Below are 16,922 nucleotides of genomic sequence, written 5' to 3'. Positions count from 1 at the left end.
TGAATCGGGACCGGTGACGCCCGGCGACGTCAGCTGACGTTACGCTGCACCGGTCGCGTGGAACCGGGGGAGGCAGCGTGCTGCAATTCGAGGAACTGACCGCTGCGGAACGGGCATTGTGGACGGCGTTCCCCACCGGCAGATGGGTCGATCTGCGGACCGGCGACCCCGCACAGGACGACCCGGTCGGCGCCGAGTCCTGGGGCGAGGAGCGCACCGTGCGTGCCGCGGTGATCGCCGCGCTGCTGCTGAGCGGCCCCGGGGACGCGACCGGAGCGGTGCGCGCGCTGCGGCTGGCCGGAGCGCGGATCACCGGCCCGCTCGACCTGGCCGGCGCCCGCGTGGACCACCCCGTACGGATCGAGGGGTGCGGATTCGACCACCAGGTCGTGCTGCGGGGCGCGGAACTCCGCTCGACCGAACTCATCGGGTGCCGGATACCGGGCCTGGACGGCTGGCTGCTCCGCGTCGAGGGCAATCTGTTCTTCGAGAACTCCCACCTGGACGGCCGGCTGACCCTCACCCGCGCGCACATCACCGGTGAGCTGCGCCTGTCCGGCGTCCGCCTCACCGCGAGGGAACTGCTCGGCGACACCCCCAACGATCCCGCCTGCGCGCCCGGCGTCTGGGCCCTGTGGGCCGGCGGCCTGGTCCTGGACGGCGGGTGCTTCGGCCGCCACGGCTTCAGCTCCCGGGGTGGACTGCGGCTCCCCGGCGCCCAGTTCAACGGCGGCCTGTTCCTGGAGGGCGCGCACATCGAGAACCCGGGCGGCGACGCGCTGACCGGCGACGACATGACGGTGTCGACGATGGCGCTCAGCGACGGATTCACCGCTTGCGGGACGGTACGGCTGACCGGTGCGACCGTTCGCAGCGTCCTCTCACTGGACGCGGCCGTGCTGACGGGCGCGGACACGGCACTGGACGCAGGCCGGCTGACCGCCGGGGATTTCCGGCTGACCCCCGCCGCCGGCCCCAAGGGGACAGTGGATCTGCGCGAGGCGCAGGTCGCGGTCCTCCACGACAACGAACACAGCTGGCCGGAGCACACGCTGCTGACCGGCTTCGTGTACACCTCCCTGCAGAGCCCGCTGGGATTCACCGAGCGCCTGCGGTGGATCGAACACTCCCCCGGATACGTCCCCCAGCCGTACGAGCAGCTGGCCACCTGGTACCGGCGGATCGGGCACGACGACGACGCCAGGCGCGTCCTGCTCGCCAAGCAGCGGCGCAGACGGCGGACCCTCCACCCGCTGGGGCGGGCATGGGGGCGGATGCTGGACGTCACCGTCGGCTACGGCTACCGGCCCTGGCAGGCGGCGCTCTGGCTCGTCTCACTGATCGCGCTGGGGGTCGCCGGGTTCCAGCGGGGCACGCCCCATGCCGCGCAGAAGGACCAGAAAGTGCCGTTCGACGCGTTCGTGTACACGTTGGACCTGCTCATTCCGATCGGCGGGTTCGGGCAGCGCACGCTCTGGTACTGGGACGGTCCGCTGCAATGGCTGGCCTACGCCCTCATCGCCGCGGGCTGGCTGCTCACCACCGTCGTCTTCGCCGGCGTGACCCGGTCGCTGAACCGGAACTGAGATATGAGCCGATGTCTTGACGCCCTGCGGCACGGAGTGGACTACTGACCCCGAAACTGCGAGGGCGAGGGATATGGGATGACGGACCTGGCGGACCCGGCGGAGCGGCTCAGCCGCCAGGAGCTCGACGTACTGCAGCTCGACCGGTTGCGGGCCACCCTGCGCCACGCGTACGAGAACGTCGGCTTCTACCGGGCGGCCTTCGACAAGGCGGGGCTGCGGCCGGAGGACTGCCGTACGCTCGCCGATCTCGCTCGCTTCCCCTTCACCGCCAAGACCGATCTGCGGGACAACTACCCTTTCGGGATGTTCGCGGTGGAGCGGTCCGAGGTGCGGCGTATCCACGCCTCCAGCGGGACCACGGGCCGCCCCACCGTCGTCGGCTACACCCAGCGGGACCTGGACACCTGGGCGGACGTGGTAGCCCGCTCGATCCGGGCGGCGGGCGGGCGGCCCGGTCACACCGTTCATGTGGCGTACGGGTACGGGCTGTTCACGGGCGGGCTGGGCGCGCACTACGGAGCCGAGCGGCTCGGCTGTACGGTCGTCCCGGCGTCCGGCGGGATGACCGCCCGTCAGGTGCAGCTCATCCGGGACTTCCGGCCCGAGATCATCATGGTGACCCCTTCGTACATGCTGACGATTCTTGACGAGTTCGAGCGGCAGGGCGTCGATCCCCGTACGACGTCCCTCCAGGTGGGCATTTTTGGAGCGGAGCCATGGACGGAGGAGATGCGCCGCGAGATCGAGGAGCGGTTCGCGATCGACGCCGTCGACATATACGGGCTGTCGGAGGTGATGGGCCCCGGCGTGGCGCAGGAGTTCGTGGAGACCAAGGACGGTCTGCTGGACATCTGGGAGGACCACTTTTATCCGGAGGTGGTCGATCCGTTCACCGGCGAGGTCCTGCCTGAGGGGGAATTCGGCGAGCTGGTTTTCACCTCGCTCACCAAGGAAGCCATGCCGGTGATCCGGTACCGGACGCGGGACCTGACACGGCTGCTGCCGGGCACCGCCCGGGCGTTCCGGCGGATGGAGAAGGTCACCGGGCGCAGCGACGACATGGTGATCGTGCGCGGGGTGAATCTCTTCCCCACCCAGATCGAGGAGATCGTGCTGCGTACGCCGTATGTCGCCCCGCATTTCCAGCTGCGGCTGACCCGGCAGGGCCGCCTCGACGCGCTGACGGTGCGGGCCGAGGCGCGGGTGGCGGCAACGGCCGAGCAGCGGACTGCCGCCGCGCAGGCGATCGCGGTGGCCGTCAAGGACGGTATCGGGGTGTCGGTCGAGGTCGAGGTGGTCGACCCCGGGACGCTGGAGCGGTCGGTGGGCAAGATCAAACGGATCGTGGATCTCCGGGAGCTCAAGGAGCACTGAACCGACCGCTGAACCGACCGCTGAACCGATCGCTGAACCGGCGTCGCACAGCTCGTGCTTGCGGACCTCGCCGCTCAGCCTGCCCGGACGCGCCACCCCGCTGATCAATCCGAGCCCGCTCCGCCGCGCCGCGTGCTCGTCGCACCGGTCACTCGCTGTCGGCGAGCCCGTCCTCGTACGCCACGAGCGTGTCGATGAACAGCTTCCGCTCGGCCGCCGTGAGCGGTGCGAGCGCCTTGCGCCAGGCGACCGCGCCGCGCCCCAGCCAGCCGTCGATGGCGTCCCTGCGTCCGTCCGCGATGCTCACGATCTTCCGCCGGCGGTCGGCCGGGTCCTCCTGCCGCTCCAGGACCCCCTTACGGGACAGCTCACCGACCATCAGGCTCACCGTCGTCGGCGCGACCTCAAGGCGCGCGGCGAGCTCATTGACGCTCATCGGGCCGTCGAAGAGCAGATACGCGAGCAGCGACAGATGCCGGGGCGCGAGGGAGAGCGACTGCAGCTCTTCGGGGATCGTGATCCGTTTCACCCGCCCGACCATGCGCGGCATCAGCAGCAACAGCGTCCGGACCGCGTCGTCGACTCCCGGCCCGGAGCCCTCCTGTGTCTGATCGGCGGTTGACACCCGCCACCCCTCTCCATACCTTTACTAACAAATCTATTTTGCTTACAAAGCAAACAGGTCTGGCAGTACTGATGCTAACGAGAGGGCGATGCCATGAGCGACCTGCGTGACATGAATGAACTGATCATGAAGGAGTTCCGGGAGAACGGCGGCCGGGTGGGAGGGATGTTCGAGGGCGCCCCGCTCGCCCTGCTGACCACCACCGGCGCCCGCAGTGGCCGTCCCCACACCAACCCCGCGGTCTACGTACACGACGGCGGCCGGCTCCTGGTCTTCGCCTCCAACGCCGGCGGGCCCAGGCACCCGCACTGGTTCCACAATCTGCTGGCCGACCCGCGCGTCATGGTCGAAATCGCCGACGGCGACGGCGGAGTCTCCCGCTACCCGGCGCGGGCCGAGCCGCTCACCGGCGAGGAGCGCGACCGCCAGTACGCGGCGCAGTGCGCGCGCGACCCCGCCTTCGGCGCCTATCAGGCCGCTACGGAGCGGACCATCCCGGTCGTCGCGCTCACCGCGGTCGACTTCGGGGACGCCGAAGCCAACCGGGCGATCGGCGAGTACGTCGTACGCGTCCATGACGAACTCCGCCGCGAGCTCGCCGCCGTACGCACGGCCATTCAGCCCTCGCGCTCGCTCGGACAGCAGCTCGCCCAGCACTGCCTGACCTTCTGCGGCGCGCTGCACACCCATCACACCAACGAGGACGGGGCATTCGACGCGCTCCAGAAGCAGTTTCCCTCGCTCGGCCCGGCGATCGACCGGATCCGGCAGGAGCATACGTTCGTGGCGGTGGCCCTCTCCCGGCTTGAGGCGCTGCTCTCCGCGGAGGGCGCGGACCCAGTACCCGAAGCGCTCCGGCGCGAGCTCGACCAGCTCGCCACGCAGATCGAGGAGCATTTCGTGTACGAGGAGGAGCAGTTGCTGCCCGCCCTCCTCGGCCCCGGCGCTCACACGGTGCGCTCGCGCCCCTCCCAGTAAGGCGCCCGCAGCCTGCGCTTGTAGAGCTTGCCGTTCGGGTCGCGCGGCATGGCCTCGATGAAGTCCACCGTCTTGGGGCGTTTGTACGCCGCCAGCCGGCGTTCGCAGTGGGCGAGGATGTCCGCCGCCAGGGCGTCGCCGGGCTCGTGGCCCCCGGCGGGCTCCACGACCGCCTTGACCTCCTCCCCCCAGTCGGCGTGCGGGATCCCGAAGGCCGCCGCGTCGGCGACGGCGGGGTGGGTGAGCAGGGCCGATTCGATCTCGGCGGGGTAGATGTTCACGCCGCCCGAGATGATCAGGTCGATCTTGCGATCACGGAGGAAGAGATAGCCCTCCTCGTCGATGACGCCGAGATCGCCGACCGTGAAGAAGTCGCCGATGCGGTTCTTCTCCGTCTTGGCCTCGTCCTTGTGGTAGCTGAAGCGGCCGGTCGGTCCCGGCATCTTCATATAGACGGTGCCCAGTTGGCCGGGCGGGAGCCGGTTGCCGTCGTCGTCGAAGACGGCCAGTTCGCTGATGGGCCATGCCTTGCCGACGGTGCCGGGCTTCTTCAGCCACTCCTCGGCGGTCGCGAACGCGCCGCCGCCCTCGCTCGCCGCGTAGTACTCCTCGACGCAGTTGCCCCACCAGTCGATCATCGCCCGTTTGACGTGGTCGGGGCAGGGGGCCGCGCCATGGATGGCGTGCCGCATCGAGGAGACGTCGTAGCGCGCCTTCACCTCGTCGGGCAGCGCGAGCAGCCGGTGGAACTGCGTCGGCACCATATGCGTATGGGTGCACTGGTACGCGTCGATGAGGCGCAGCATCTCCTCGGGCGTCCACTTGTCCATCAGCACCAGCGGGTGCCCGATGTGCAGGGCAGCGGCCGCGAATTGGAGTACGGCGGTGTGGTAGAGCGGCGAGCAGACCAGATGGACGTTCCCGTTGAACGGCTGGATGCCGAAGATGCCCAGGAACCCGCCGAGATACGACTCTTCGGGGAGCTTGCCGGACAGCGGGCGGCGGATGCCGCGCGGCCGTCCTGTGGTGCCCGAGGTGTAGTTCATGACCCAGCCGAGCGCGCGGTCGGCGGGTACGGAGCCGGGCTGCCCGCCCGGGAGTTCGGCGTACGGGCGGAATCCGGCGACCGCGCCGACTTCGCCCACCGCGTAGCGGTGGGTCGCGGGCAGCCCCGCCTCGTCCGCGGCTGCCGTCGCGGCGTCCGCGAACCGCTCGTGCGCGATGAGCACCTTCGCGCCCGAGTCGGAGACGATCCACGCGATCTCGGGGCCGACGAGGTGGTGGTTGACGGGGACCAGATACAGGCCGGCCTGGGAGGCGGCGAGATACGCGGTCAGGAGCTCGGCTCCGTTGGGCAGGACGACGGCGAAGGCGTCGCCCTGTTCCAGCCCTGCTGCCCGCAGCCCGTGGACGAGCTGGTTGACGGCTGTGTGGAGCCGCCCGGCGGTCCACTCCTCGCCGTCCGGTGCGATCAGGATCGTACGGTCCGGGTCCACGGCCGCCTGGGCCCAGAAGCCGTTGGGCCGTTCGGTCATGGCCGGCTCGTTCACGACTGGCTCCTTCCGGCGATGCGGTTGATACGGTCGACAGCCCGCTCGAAGCCGCTGGTCAGCTCGTCGAACACCTGCTGGACGGAGCGCTCGGAATTCATCCGGCCGACGATCTGGCCCACAGGTGTGCCGAGCAGCGCGCCCACCTCGTACTTCTGGATCCGCGAGAGGGCGTCCGCGACAAGCAGTCCTTGCAGCGGCATGGGCAGCGCTCCGGGCCCGCTCGGGTCGTCCCAGGCGTCCGTCCACTCGGTGCGCAACTGGCGCGCGGGCTTGCCCGTCAGGGCGCGGGAGCGGACCGTATCCCCGGACCCCGCCGCGAGGAGCTTCTCGGTGAGGGCGCGCGAGTGCACATCGGCCTCCGTCGTGGTGAGCCATACGGAGCCCAGCCATGCCCCCTGCGCGCCGAGGGCGAGCCCTGCGGCGATCTGTTCGCCGCTGCCGATGCCTCCGGCGGCGAGTACGGGGAGGGGGCCGACGGCCTCGACAACCTCGGGGACGAGCACCATGGAGGCGATCTCGCCGGTGTGGCCGCCCGCTTCGTAGCCCTGGGCCACGACGATGTCGATGTCACCGTCGGCGTGGCGGCGGGCGTGTTTGGCGCTGCCCGCGAGCGCCGCGACCAGTACGTTCTGGTCGTGGGCGCGCCGGACGACATCGGCGGGTGGGGAGCCGAGCGCGTTGGCGAGCAGTTTGATGGGGTAGTCGAAGGCGACGTCGAGCTGGTTGCGGGCGATCTGTTCCATCCAGCCGGTGATGCGCCAGCCGGAGGCCTCGCCCTCGGGGAGGTCGGGGACGCCGTGTTTGGCGAGGGTCTCCCGGACGAACTGCCGGTGGCCTTCGGGGATCATCGCCTCGACGTCGGCTTCGGTCACGCCCTCGACCTTCTTGGCGGGCATGACGACGTCGAGGCCGTACGGTTTGCCGTCGGTGTGGTCCTGCAGCCAGTCGAGGTCGCGTTTGAGATCCTCGGGCTCGGTGTAGCGGACCGCTCCGAGTACGCCGAATCCGCCGGCTCTGGTGATGGCGGCGGCCACCGCGGGGAACGGCGTGAAGCCGAAGATGGCGTGCTCGATGCCCAGTCTCTTGCTCAGCTCCGTCTCCATGGGCGGCAGGATGCCGCAGTCCGGCGGACGAGGGAAGAGATTTTCTGATGCAGTGTCAGATTCCTGGGGTGGTTGACAGCGTCCACGCCCTGCAAGAAAGTTTCACTGCCGACCGAGATCCCGAAAGATACTTTCAGGAGGCTGCTGGATGACCGAAGACGCGGCAGGCATAGCGATGACTCGACGGAGGCTGGGCAAGGGGGTGCTGGCGCTGGGAGGGGCACTCGCACTGGCCCCGATTCCCTTTGCAGCGGCGGCGGCGGCAGGCACGGGAGCAGGGGCGGGGGCGGGGGCGGGAGCGCCGGGTTCCGGAGGCGGAAGTGCGCGGCCGACGCTGCGGCGCGGCTCCGCCGAGCGTGCCGGACTGCTGCCGGAACCGCTGGACCAACTCGTCACCGACGCGGAGAAGTTCCTCGGCCCCTCGCCCAAGTACCCCTGGTACGCGGGTGCCGTGCTGCTCGCCGGGCGCGGCGGCACGGTCGCGCTGCACCGTCCGATCGGCATGGCGGTGCGCTACGCGGCGTACGACGAGAAGACGGACACGGCCGTGGAGTTCCCGGCCGACCAGCAGATCGCGATGGCCGGGGACACGGTCTTCGACCTGGCATCCGTCTCCAAGCTGTTCACCTCGATCCTCGCGGTCCAGCAGATCGAGCGGGGCGAACTGGACCTGGAGGCCACGGCCGCCTCGTACCTCCCGGATTTCGCGGGTGCGGGCAAGCAGGACATCACCGTGCGCCAGCTGCTCACCCACACCTCCGGGTTCCGCGCCTGGATTCCGCTGTACAAGGAGCCGACCCGGGAGGGAAAGCTCCGGCTGCTGTGGAACGAGGCCCCGGCCGCCGCTCCCGGCACCAAGTACCTCTACTCCGACCTGAACCTGATCTCGCTTCAGCTGATCCTCGAAGAGATCACCGGTCACCCACTGGATGTACTGCTCCGCGACGAGATCACCGCTCCGCTCGGGATGCGCCGCACCCGCTTCAATCCGCCCGCCGAGTGGCGCCCGAAGATCGCCGCGACCGAGGACGCCCGGCTGCCCTGGTCGGGGCTCGACCGCGGCCTGGTCTGGGGCGAGGTACACGACGAGAACGCGTACAGCTTCGGCGGCGTCGCGGGCCACGCCGGGGTCTTCTCCTGTGCCTGGGATCTCGCGATCCTCGCCCGTACGCTGCTGAACGGCGGCGTGTACGGGCGAGCCCGCATCCTGAGGCCCGCGTCCGTGGACCTGATGTTCACCGACTTCAACACCGCCTTCCCCGGCGATGAACACGGCCTCGGCTTCGAGCTCTACCAGCACTGGTACATGGGCGCGATGGCAACCCCGCGCACCGCGGGCCACACCGGATTCACCGGCACCAGCCTGGTCCTCGACCGGACCAGCGACTCGTTTCTGATCGTGCTGGGCAACTCCGTGCACCCGGTACGCAGCTGGCGCTCCGGCAGTGCTCCGCGGGTCGCCGCCGCCAACAACCTGGCCCGCGCCGTCGCCGTACGCCCCGAGCGCGGCCGGACCGCCTGGTACTCCGGCATGGCCGCCTCTACAGCCGCCACGCTGACCCTGCCGCCGCTCACCCTCACCGGGACGCGGGCGCGGCTCGGTTCCTCGCTGTGGTGGGACACCGAGCCCGGCTCGGACGCGCTGTTCCTGGAGGCGTCGGCGGACGGCGGGGCGACCTGGCAGCCGGTGCCGTTCACGACCGTAAGCGAAGGGGAACCATCAAGACCGCACCCGAACGGCTCGGTGACCGGCTGGTCGGGGCGTGTCTGGCACCGGTTGTCGGCCGACCTGTCGGCATGGGGCGGCACGGAGGTGCGGCTGCGCTGGCGGTACGCGACCGACCGGCTCTATGCCGGCCGCGGGGTGTACGTCGACTCCGTCCGCGTCGAGGACCGCGGGCGGGCCGTCTTCAACGAGGCCAGGCCCTCGGACGCCGCCCTGATCGAGGCGTACGGCTGGACGGCGTCCCGGGACTAGGTCCTGTCCGGGCGATCTTCGAGGATCAGCCCGCGGCGTCAGATGCGGTGCATCGCAAGGCGGTGGGGGCACCCCCAGGCGAAGCTCTGGGGGAGTACTTGGGCGACTCCGACAACACAGCGAGGTGCCGTAGCTGTCGTCGCGGGCCCGACAAGATCGCCCGGACTGGACCCAGGACGGGTTGTAGCGCGTCACCGGCCCAGCGCCGCCATCGCGGCGTTGTGGCCGGGCACACCGCTGACCCCGCCGCCGCGGACGGCGCCCGCCCCGCACAGCAGCACGTTGGCGTGCGCCGTCTCGACGCCCCAGCGCCCGGTGGACTCCGCGGCGTAGGGGAAGGCCAGGTCGCGGTGGAAGATATGGCCGCCGGGCAGCCGCAGTTCGCGTTCGAGGTCGAGGGGGCTCTTCGCCTCGACGCACGGCTCGCCGTTCTCGTCGGGCGCGAGGCAGTCGGCGATCGGCTCTTCCAGATAAGAGTCCAGCTCGGCGAGGGTGGCCGCCAGCAGCCGGGCGCGCGTGCCGTCGTTGTCCGCCGCGAAGAGACGGGCCGGGGTGTGCAGCCCGAAGAGGGTCAGCGTCTGGTAGCCCTGGGCCGCGAGCTCCGGTCCGAGGATCGAGGGGTCGGTCAGCGAGTGGCAGTAGATCTCGGACGGCGGCGCACTCGGCAGCTTCCCTTCGGCTGCCTGGCGGTACGCGGTCGCCAACTGGCCGTACCCCTCGGAGACGTGGAAGGTCCCGGCGAACGCGTCGCGCGGGTCGACGGAGCGGTCGCGCAGCCGCGGCAGGCGGCGCAGCACCATATTGACCTTGAGCTGGGCGCCCTCGGCGGGGGCGGGTGGCTCCTCGCCGAGGAGCGTGGCCAGTTCGTGCGGTGAGGCGTTCACCAGGACCCGGCGGGCCGCGACCACTCCCTCGGTGCCTGTGGAGCGGAAGGAGACCTCGGCCCGTTCCCCGTCGGTCTCGATGCGGGTCGCCTCGTGCTCCACCGCGAGCTCCGCGCCCGCCGCCCTGGCGGCGTCCGCCAGCGCGTCGGTGAGCGCGCCCATCCCGCCCACCGGTACGTCCCAGTCGCCCGTGCCGCCGCCGATCACGTGGTAGAGGAAGCAGCGGTTCTGGAGCAGCGAGGGGTCATGCGCGTCGGCGAAGGTGCCGATCAGAGCGTCGGTGAGCACCACACCCCGTACGAGATCGTCGGCGAACCGCTGCTCGACGGCGACGCCGATGGGCTCCTCGAACAGCGTCCGCCATGCCGTCTCGTCGTCGATGCGCGCCCGTAGCGCCTCGCGCGTGGGCAGCGGCTCGGTGAGGGTCGGGAACACCCGCTCGGCGACCCTGCCGGTCATCGCGTAGAACTCCTGCCAGGCCGCGTACTCGCGCTCGCCGCCGGTGAGCGCGGCGAACGACTCCCGCGTACGGTCCCCGCCGACGAGCAGGCCGCCACTGCCCTTCGGGGTGTACGAAGACACCGTGCGTTTGCGTACGGCGAAGTCCAGCCCCAGCTCGCGCACGATCTTGTCCGGCAGCAGCGAGACCAGATACGAGTAGCGGGAGAGCCGGGCGTCGACCCCGGCGAACGGGCGCGTGGAGACGGCCGCTCCCCCGGTGGTCGCGCGGCGTTCCAGGACGAGGACGGAGCGTCCGGCACGGGCAAGGTAGGCGGCGGCGACCAGGCCGTTGTGACCGCCGCCCACGATCACCGCGTCGTATGTGTCATGTGTGGGCATGGCCCTTCGTAACACGCCCCGGTCATCCGGAGCCAGCGATCAGCCGCTGTGCCCGTCGCGCTGCTCCCGCAGGGCGGCCACCCGCCGGTACAGCTCCACCGCCTCCGCGTGTCTGCCGAGCTGCTCCAGGCAGTGCGCCTCGTCGTTGCGGCTGGCCAGCGCGTCGGGGTGGTCCATGCCGAGCACCCGCTCCCGCGCCTCGGCGACCTGCTCGTAGACGGTCAGCGCGTCCGCCCAGCGGCCCAGCCAGCCCAGGCCCACGGCCACTTCGCGGCGGCTGACGAGCGTGTCGGCGTGGTCGGCGCCCAGGGCGTTTTCGCGCAGGGCGCACACGTCGCGCGCCTCGGCGAGTGCCTCTTCCCAGCGGGCGAGGCGGCCGAGGTTCACGCCCAGCCCGTGGCGGGCGCGCAGCGTCTCGGGGTCGGCGGGGCCGTGGACGCGGGTGCGGTCGGCCACCAGGTCGCGATAGAGCTCCAGGGCCTCCGCGCTGCGGCCGAGCCGCCCGAGGCTGATGCCGACCTCGTAGCGGGCTGCGAGGGTGTCCGGGTGGTCGGGGCCCAGCGTCCTGGCGCGGGCGGCGGCCACTTCGCGGTAGGTCTGGAGCGCCTCCGTCCAGCGGCCCAGCTGGCCAAGCGCGTAGGCGACCTCGTACCGCGTGACGAGGGTGTCGGGGTGGCCCGCGCCGAGCACGCGGGCGCGCGCGGCGGCGACCTCGCACGCCATGCGGTACGAGTCCTCAAGACGCCCGAGCCTGCTGAGGTTGAAGGCGAGGTTGTGGCGGCAGCGCAGGGTGTCGGGGTGTTCGTGCCCCATGGTGCGCTCGCGGGATTCGAGGACCGCCGCGTACACCGCGTGAGCCTCGAAGTGGCGCCCGAGGCGGCCGAGGACGTACGCCATCTCCTGGCGGGCCGCGAGGGTCTCGGGATGGTCGGCGCCCATGGTCCGCTCGCGTCCGTCCGCGACACGCCCGAACTCCCGCAGCGCCTCCGCGGCCCGGCCGGACCTGCCCAGCGTGAAGCCGACCTCGTAACGGCTGGCGAGGGTGTCCGGATGGTCGGGGCCGAGAGCCTGCTCGCGTTCGGCGGCGACCGCGCGGTGCACCTCGCCCGCTTCCGCCCAGCGGCCGAGCCGGCCGAGGCTGAGGCCCGCGTTGTGTCTGCCGGCGAGGACGGCGAGCAGTTCGGGCGGAGGGGTGGGGCGCTCGGGCCCGTCCTTGGCGGACGGCAGGGCGGGGCCGCCGCCGCGCGCACCGGTGGCCGAGTCTGTGGTGGTCCAGTCTCCGGTGGTCACCTGACCGGTCTTCCACGTGCTGGTGGTCCACTCACCGGTCAGGCCCGCCGTGGGATCGGGCAGTTCGGGCACGGCGGACCGCGCGCTCGCCGTGCCGGTCGCCTTGTGGCCGGTGGTCATACCGCGGGTCCAGAACGGCAGCCGCGGCTCCCGGGAGGACAGCCGTTCGGGCCCGGTCGTGAGCCCGGTCGCGGGCCCGATGGTGAGCCCGGACGTATGCGCGTGGCCCTGGTACGCGGCCGAGCCGATCCTGCGGCGGAGATCCTTGGCGTCGCCGGGCCGCCCCTCCGGGGCCTTGGCGAGCAGATCGAGGACGATCTCCTCGAAGAAGCCGGGGATCTCGGCGCGGAGTTCACGGAGCGGCGCGGGCGTGGTGTCGCGGTGGCCCACGAGCACCGCCCAGGCGTCGTCGTGGTCGAAGGGCGGAACGCCGGTGGCGATCTCGTACAGCACGCAGCCCAGGGAGTACAGGTCGCTGCGGTGATCGACATGGCCGCCGCCGATCTGCTCCGGCGACATGTAGTGCGGGGTCCCCATGGCGATGCCGGTGCCGGTGAGCCGGGAGGTGAAGCCGATGTCCGCGGCGAGGCGGGCGATGCCGAAGTCGCAGATCTTCACCGCGCCGTCGGTGAGCCGCATGATGTTGGCGGGCTTCAGATCCCGGTGGACGATGCCCTGTTCATGGGTGTACGCGAGGGCGTCGGCGACCTGCCCGGCGATGTCCACGACATCGGCCACGGGCAGCGGATGCTGTTTGTTCTCCTCCAGGAGCTGGCTGAGGTTGTGGCCCTCCAGCAGCTCCATGACGAGATACAGCACTCCCTCGTACTCGCCGAAGTCATGGACGACAGTCACGCCGCGGTGCTGGAGGGCCGCGGCCACCCGTGCCTCGCGGCGGAACCGCTCCCGCAGCACTTGGGTGAAGGACTGGTCGCGCTGAGGTCCCATCGGCTTGAGGCATTTGACCGCGACGTGCCGCCCCAGCGACTCGTCGCGGGCACGCCACACCTCGCCCATGCCACCGCGCCCGATGACATCGAGCAGCCGGTAGCGGCCTTGGATCAGCCTGGATTCCGCCATCGCGTGCTGTCGCCCCCGTCGCTTCGCTGCGCCCTCCCCGGCCCGTCCAGTATGGCCTCCTGGCTGCGGAGTTTGTACGGGGCCGGGCGCGCGCCGGGACCGAGGCGGGCCATCGCTCGCACGATATGACCTGGCGGGAGCCGCCAGCGCAGCCGGGCGGGAACGCAGCGCAGCAGGTTGCCTACGGCAATGAGCTGAAGCGTGACGCGCTCGGGGCCGGGGGCGGATCTGCCGTACAGCTCATGGGCGTAAGGGGGCAGCGCGTTGTACGCGAGCTGGGCCACACGCCGCCAGAGCAGGTCGCGCGCCGGGGCGAACGCCGGGCTGATCGGGGGCCGTCGCAAGAAGGCGTCGAGGTCATGGGCGTCGGATCCGACGGCGAGGTCGGGGCGGGCCTGCTCGAAGTACGCGGCAAGGCTCGCGGCGGAGCCGGGCACCTCGGCGGGGTCCAGGCCGATCAGGCGCGCGCTCTCGCGCTGTTCGTCGAGGTAACGGTCGGCCTGGGCGTCGCTGAGACGGAAGCCGGAGCGGCGGGCGACCTGGAGGTAGGAGTCGACCTCGGCGCAGTGCACCCAGAGCAGCAGTTCGGGCTCGTCCACGCCGTAGCGCTCCCCGGTGAGGGGGTCGGTGCCCTTGAGGCGGCTGTGCACACGGCGAACCCGGGCGGCGGTCTGCTCGGCGGCCTCGGTGGTGTCATAGGTGAGGGTGCCGACGAAGGCGGCCGTGCGCATCAGCCGGCCCCAGGCGTCCTTGCGGAAGTCGGAGTTCTCGATGAATCCGCGTACGACGCGGGGGTGCAGGGCCTGGAGGTAGAGGGCGCGTACTCCGGCTATCCACATGATCGGGTCGCTGTGCAGCTGCCAGGTGACGGATTGGGGTCCGAAGAGCCCGGGGTCGGCTCGGGCCGTGTCAGCGTCCGTGTCAGCGTTCATGTCGGCCTCCAGCCGCCGGCTCTCTGTCAACGTCGTACCCTCGGCATTCCCAGTCCGATCCAGGAGATGATTTCGCGCTGGATCTCGTTGTTGCCGCCGCCGAAGGTGAAGATCACGGCGGAGCGGTAGCCGCGCTCCAGCTCGCCGTGCAGGACCGCGCCCGCCGAGCCCTCCTTGAGGGGCCCCGCCGCGCCGACGATCTCCATCAGCCAGGCGTACGCGTCACGGCGGGCCTCGGATCCGTACACCTTGACGGCGGACGCGTCCTGCGGGGTGAGGGTGTCCTCCTCGACGGCGTTGACCATTTGCCAGTTGAGCAGTTTCATCGCGTCGAGCCGGGTGTGGGTCATGGCGAGGCGTCCGCGTACCCAGCCGAGGTCGATGACGCGGCGGCCGTCGGCGAGTTTGGTGTCGGCGGCCCAGCGCTGGACGTCGTGGAGCGCGCGGATGGCGATGGTGCCGTGGGCGGCGAGGGTGACGCGTTCGTGGTTGAGCTGATTGGTGATCAGCCGCCAGCCCTTGTTCTCCGGTCCGACGCGGCGGGAGGCGGGCACCCGGATGTTCTCGTAGTAGCTGGCGGTGGTGTCGTGCGAGGCGAGGGTGTTGATGAGGGTGCAGGAGTAGCCGGGGTCGGAGGTGGGGACCAGCAGCATGGTGATGCCCTTGTGGGGCGGGGCCCCGGGATCGGTGCGCACCGCGAGCCAGACCCAGTCGGCCGTGTCGCCGTTGGTGGTCCAGATTTTTTGTCCGTTGACGAGGTAGTGGCCGGTGTCCTCGGTGCCCTCGCGTACGGCGCGGGTCTTGAGGGCGGCGAGGTCGGTGCCCGCGTCGGGCTCGCTGTATCCGATCGCGAAGTCGATCTCCCCGGAGAGGATCTTCGGCAGGAAATACGCCTTCTGTTCCTCCGTACCGAACCGCATGATCGTCGGGCCGACGGTGTTGAGCGCCATCAGCGGCAGGGGTACGCCCGCCTGGGCGGCCTCGTCGAAGAAGATGAACTGGTCCATGGGGCCGAGGCCCCGACCGCCGTACTCCTTGGGCCAGCCGACGCCGAGCCAGCCGTCCGTCCCGAGCCGGCGGATCGTCCGGCGGTAGAACCGTTTCTGCGCGCCCGGGTCGGCCATGGCGGCGCTGCCCTGGGGGAAGGCGGCGGCGCGGTCCGGCACGAGTTCGGCGAAGTAGGTACGCAGTTCGGCGCGCAACTGCAGCTGCTCAGGTGTGTATTCGAGGTGCACGGCCCCTCCAGGAGTCTCGCGGTCCGTACCGACCGGGCGCGGCGCACAGAGTAGAACGTGTTGCAAGAATCCGGAAGAGCGGCGGGGCCCCTACGCCTCGTACACGGCCTTGATCAAGGCCATTTTGCGGGGGTCGTCGGCGATGTGCGGCCCCATGCGGTTCATGACGTAGGCCATGCTCAGGCCCGCCTCGGGGTCGGCCAGTCCGAAGGAGCCGCCGAAGCCGTCGTGGCCGAAGGCCCGCGGGTTGGGGCCGTACGAGCCGTTCCGGCCGCTCAGCCAGAGGCCGAGCGCCACCTCCGTGTCGTGCGTGAAGCCCACGCCCAGCACCAGGTCCCGGCAGCTGCCCTGGCCTTCGCGTACGCGTTCGGCGGACTCGGGCGACAGCACGCGCCGGCCCGCGTGCTCTCCGCGCGCGAAGATGCCGTACAGCGCGGCGATCGCGCGGGCCGTTCCATGGCCGTTGACGGCGGGGAGCTCGGCGGCGCGCCACTCGGGGCTGTTGGCGGCGGCGGCTCCGGTGACGGGATTGGTGAGGGCGGCGAGGGCGACCGGCCGCAACTGGGAAAAGATGGTGGCCTGTTCGCTGGTCGACTCGGCCGGCGGGTGCACCAGCTCGGCGGCGCGCCCGGCCTCCTTCTCCGGCAGGCCGATGGTGAAGTCGATGCCGAGGGGGCCGGTGATCTCCTGGTGCAGGAACTCTCCCGGGAGCTGCCCGGTGACGCGCCGGACAACCTCGCCGACCAGGAAGCCGTACGTCAGCGCGTGATAGCCGGACTCGGAGCCGGGCTGCCACCAGGGCTCGGTCGCCGCGAGGCGTGCGGTGGTCAGCTCCCAGTCGTAGAGCTCGGCGAGCGTGTGCGGTTCGCGCAGCCCGGCCAGGCCCGCGCGGTGCGAGAGCAGATGACGTACGAGAACGGCCTCCTTGCCGGCGGCGGCGAACTCGGGCCAGTAGGCGGCGACCGGCGCGTCGAGGTCGAGCAGCCCGCGGTCGGCGAGCAGGTGCGCGCACAGGGCCGTAGGACCCTTGGTCGTCGACCACACATTGACGAGGGTCTCGCGCTCCCACGGCCGGCTGCGGGCGGAGTCGGCCCAGCCGCCCCACAGGTCCACGACCGGCTCACCGTCGAGGAGGACGGTGACGGCGGCGCCCAGTTCGCCGCGGTCGCGGAAGTTCTCCTGGAAGGCGGCGCGGACGGCCGCGAAGCGGCTGGCGCAGTGGCCGTCGATCCGTGGTGCCACGGGCTCTGTCATGGGGCCTCCGTCGCGTCGGGCCGTGTCGGTATCCTGACCCTGTCGAACGTACCGACTGGTCGGACTGACGTGAAGAGGCGCGACGGGCGGAGGCTGCGGTGACCGCCGACGTTGGCCTGATCGGCCTGATCGGCCTGATCGGCCTTGTCGACGGTCGCGGTGGAGGGTGCGTACAGGGCGGGTGCGTGCGGGGCGGGTGCGTGCGGG

At 71.1% G+C, this 16,922-nt stretch carries 12 protein-coding genes; 4 read left to right on the top strand and 8 right to left on the bottom strand.

What is annotated here, in order from left to right:
- Positions 1 to 77 precede the first annotated feature (77 nt).
- Both ACIHCQ_RS30775 and paaK read left to right on the top strand, forming a co-directional pair.
- Positions 78 to 1,586: an oxidoreductase gene (locus ACIHCQ_RS30775; RefSeq protein ID WP_399669493.1), complete on the top strand. Its 1,509-nt coding sequence runs from the start codon at positions 78 to 80 to the stop codon at positions 1,584 to 1,586.
- 78 nt (positions 1,587 to 1,664) lie between these two features.
- Positions 1,665 to 2,963 carry a phenylacetate--CoA ligase PaaK gene (gene paaK, locus ACIHCQ_RS30770; RefSeq protein WP_399669490.1) on the top strand — a complete coding sequence of 433 codons (1,299 nt, stop codon included), beginning with the start codon at positions 1,665 to 1,667 and terminating at the stop codon, positions 2,961 to 2,963.
- 148 nt (positions 2,964 to 3,111) lie between these two features.
- Here the strand turns inward: paaK and ACIHCQ_RS30765 are convergent, their stop codons facing one another.
- Positions 3,112 to 3,513 carry a MarR family winged helix-turn-helix transcriptional regulator gene (locus ACIHCQ_RS30765; RefSeq protein ID WP_399669671.1) on the bottom strand — a complete coding sequence of 134 codons (402 nt, stop codon included), beginning with the start codon at positions 3,511 to 3,513 and terminating at the stop codon, positions 3,112 to 3,114.
- A gap of 168 nt (positions 3,514 to 3,681) precedes the next feature.
- Here ACIHCQ_RS30765 and ACIHCQ_RS30760 point away from each other — a divergent pair, with 168 nt between their 5' ends.
- Positions 3,682 to 4,566, top strand: coding sequence for a nitroreductase/quinone reductase family protein (locus ACIHCQ_RS30760; protein WP_399669487.1), 885 nt, complete (start codon positions 3,682 to 3,684; stop codon positions 4,564 to 4,566).
- Here ACIHCQ_RS30760 and ACIHCQ_RS30755 read toward each other — a convergent pair.
- On the bottom strand, positions 4,536 to 6,101 hold the full coding sequence (locus ACIHCQ_RS30755) for an acyl-CoA synthetase (RefSeq protein WP_399669669.1): 1,566 nt from the start codon (positions 6,099 to 6,101) through the stop codon (positions 4,536 to 4,538). The two genes, ACIHCQ_RS30760 and ACIHCQ_RS30755, sit on opposite strands and share 31 nt — an antisense overlap.
- 11 nt (positions 6,102 to 6,112) lie before the next feature.
- Positions 6,113 to 7,222, bottom strand: coding sequence for an NAD(P)H-dependent flavin oxidoreductase (locus tag ACIHCQ_RS30750; protein WP_399669484.1), 1,110 nt, complete (start codon positions 7,220 to 7,222; stop codon positions 6,113 to 6,115).
- A gap of 148 nt (positions 7,223 to 7,370) precedes the next feature.
- Between ACIHCQ_RS30750 and ACIHCQ_RS30745 the strand changes: the two genes are divergently transcribed.
- On the top strand, positions 7,371 to 9,200 hold the full coding sequence (locus ACIHCQ_RS30745) for a serine hydrolase (RefSeq protein WP_399669480.1): 1,830 nt from the start codon (positions 7,371 to 7,373) through the stop codon (positions 9,198 to 9,200).
- Between the two features lie 191 nt (positions 9,201 to 9,391).
- On the opposite strand, the gene ACIHCQ_RS30740 is transcribed toward ACIHCQ_RS30745, so the two are convergent.
- The 5 genes from ACIHCQ_RS30740 to ACIHCQ_RS30720 form a co-directional block, all read right to left on the bottom strand.
- On the bottom strand, positions 9,392 to 10,924 hold the full coding sequence (locus tag ACIHCQ_RS30740) for a phytoene desaturase family protein (protein WP_399669477.1): 1,533 nt from the start codon (positions 10,922 to 10,924) through the stop codon (positions 9,392 to 9,394).
- Between the two features lie 39 nt (positions 10,925 to 10,963).
- Positions 10,964 to 13,294, bottom strand: coding sequence for a tetratricopeptide repeat protein (locus ACIHCQ_RS30735; RefSeq protein ID WP_399669474.1), 2,331 nt, complete (start codon positions 13,292 to 13,294; stop codon positions 10,964 to 10,966).
- Positions 13,276 to 14,226, bottom strand: a complete 951-nt coding sequence (locus ACIHCQ_RS30730) for an oxygenase MpaB family protein (protein ID WP_399669471.1) — start codon at positions 14,224 to 14,226, stop codon at positions 13,276 to 13,278. Before ACIHCQ_RS30730 ends, ACIHCQ_RS30735 begins: the two co-directional genes overlap by 19 nt.
- A gap of 26 nt (positions 14,227 to 14,252) precedes the next feature.
- Positions 14,253 to 15,461 carry an acyl-CoA dehydrogenase family protein gene (locus ACIHCQ_RS30725; protein WP_399669469.1) on the bottom strand — a complete coding sequence of 403 codons (1,209 nt, stop codon included), beginning with the start codon at positions 15,459 to 15,461 and terminating at the stop codon, positions 14,253 to 14,255.
- A 90-nt stretch (positions 15,462 to 15,551) separates the two neighbouring features.
- Positions 15,552 to 16,715 carry a serine hydrolase domain-containing protein gene (locus tag ACIHCQ_RS30720; protein WP_399669466.1) on the bottom strand — a complete coding sequence of 388 codons (1,164 nt, stop codon included), beginning with the start codon at positions 16,713 to 16,715 and terminating at the stop codon, positions 15,552 to 15,554.
- Positions 16,716 to 16,922: the final 207 nt, after the last annotated feature.

Source organism: Streptomyces sp. NPDC052236, assembly GCF_044548015.1.
In the GTDB taxonomy this organism is placed as follows: Bacteria; Actinomycetota; Actinomycetes; order Streptomycetales; family Streptomycetaceae; genus Streptomyces.
The sequence above is the reverse complement of the archived record's forward strand: the minus strand, read 5'-3'. Positions and strand labels throughout refer to the sequence as shown.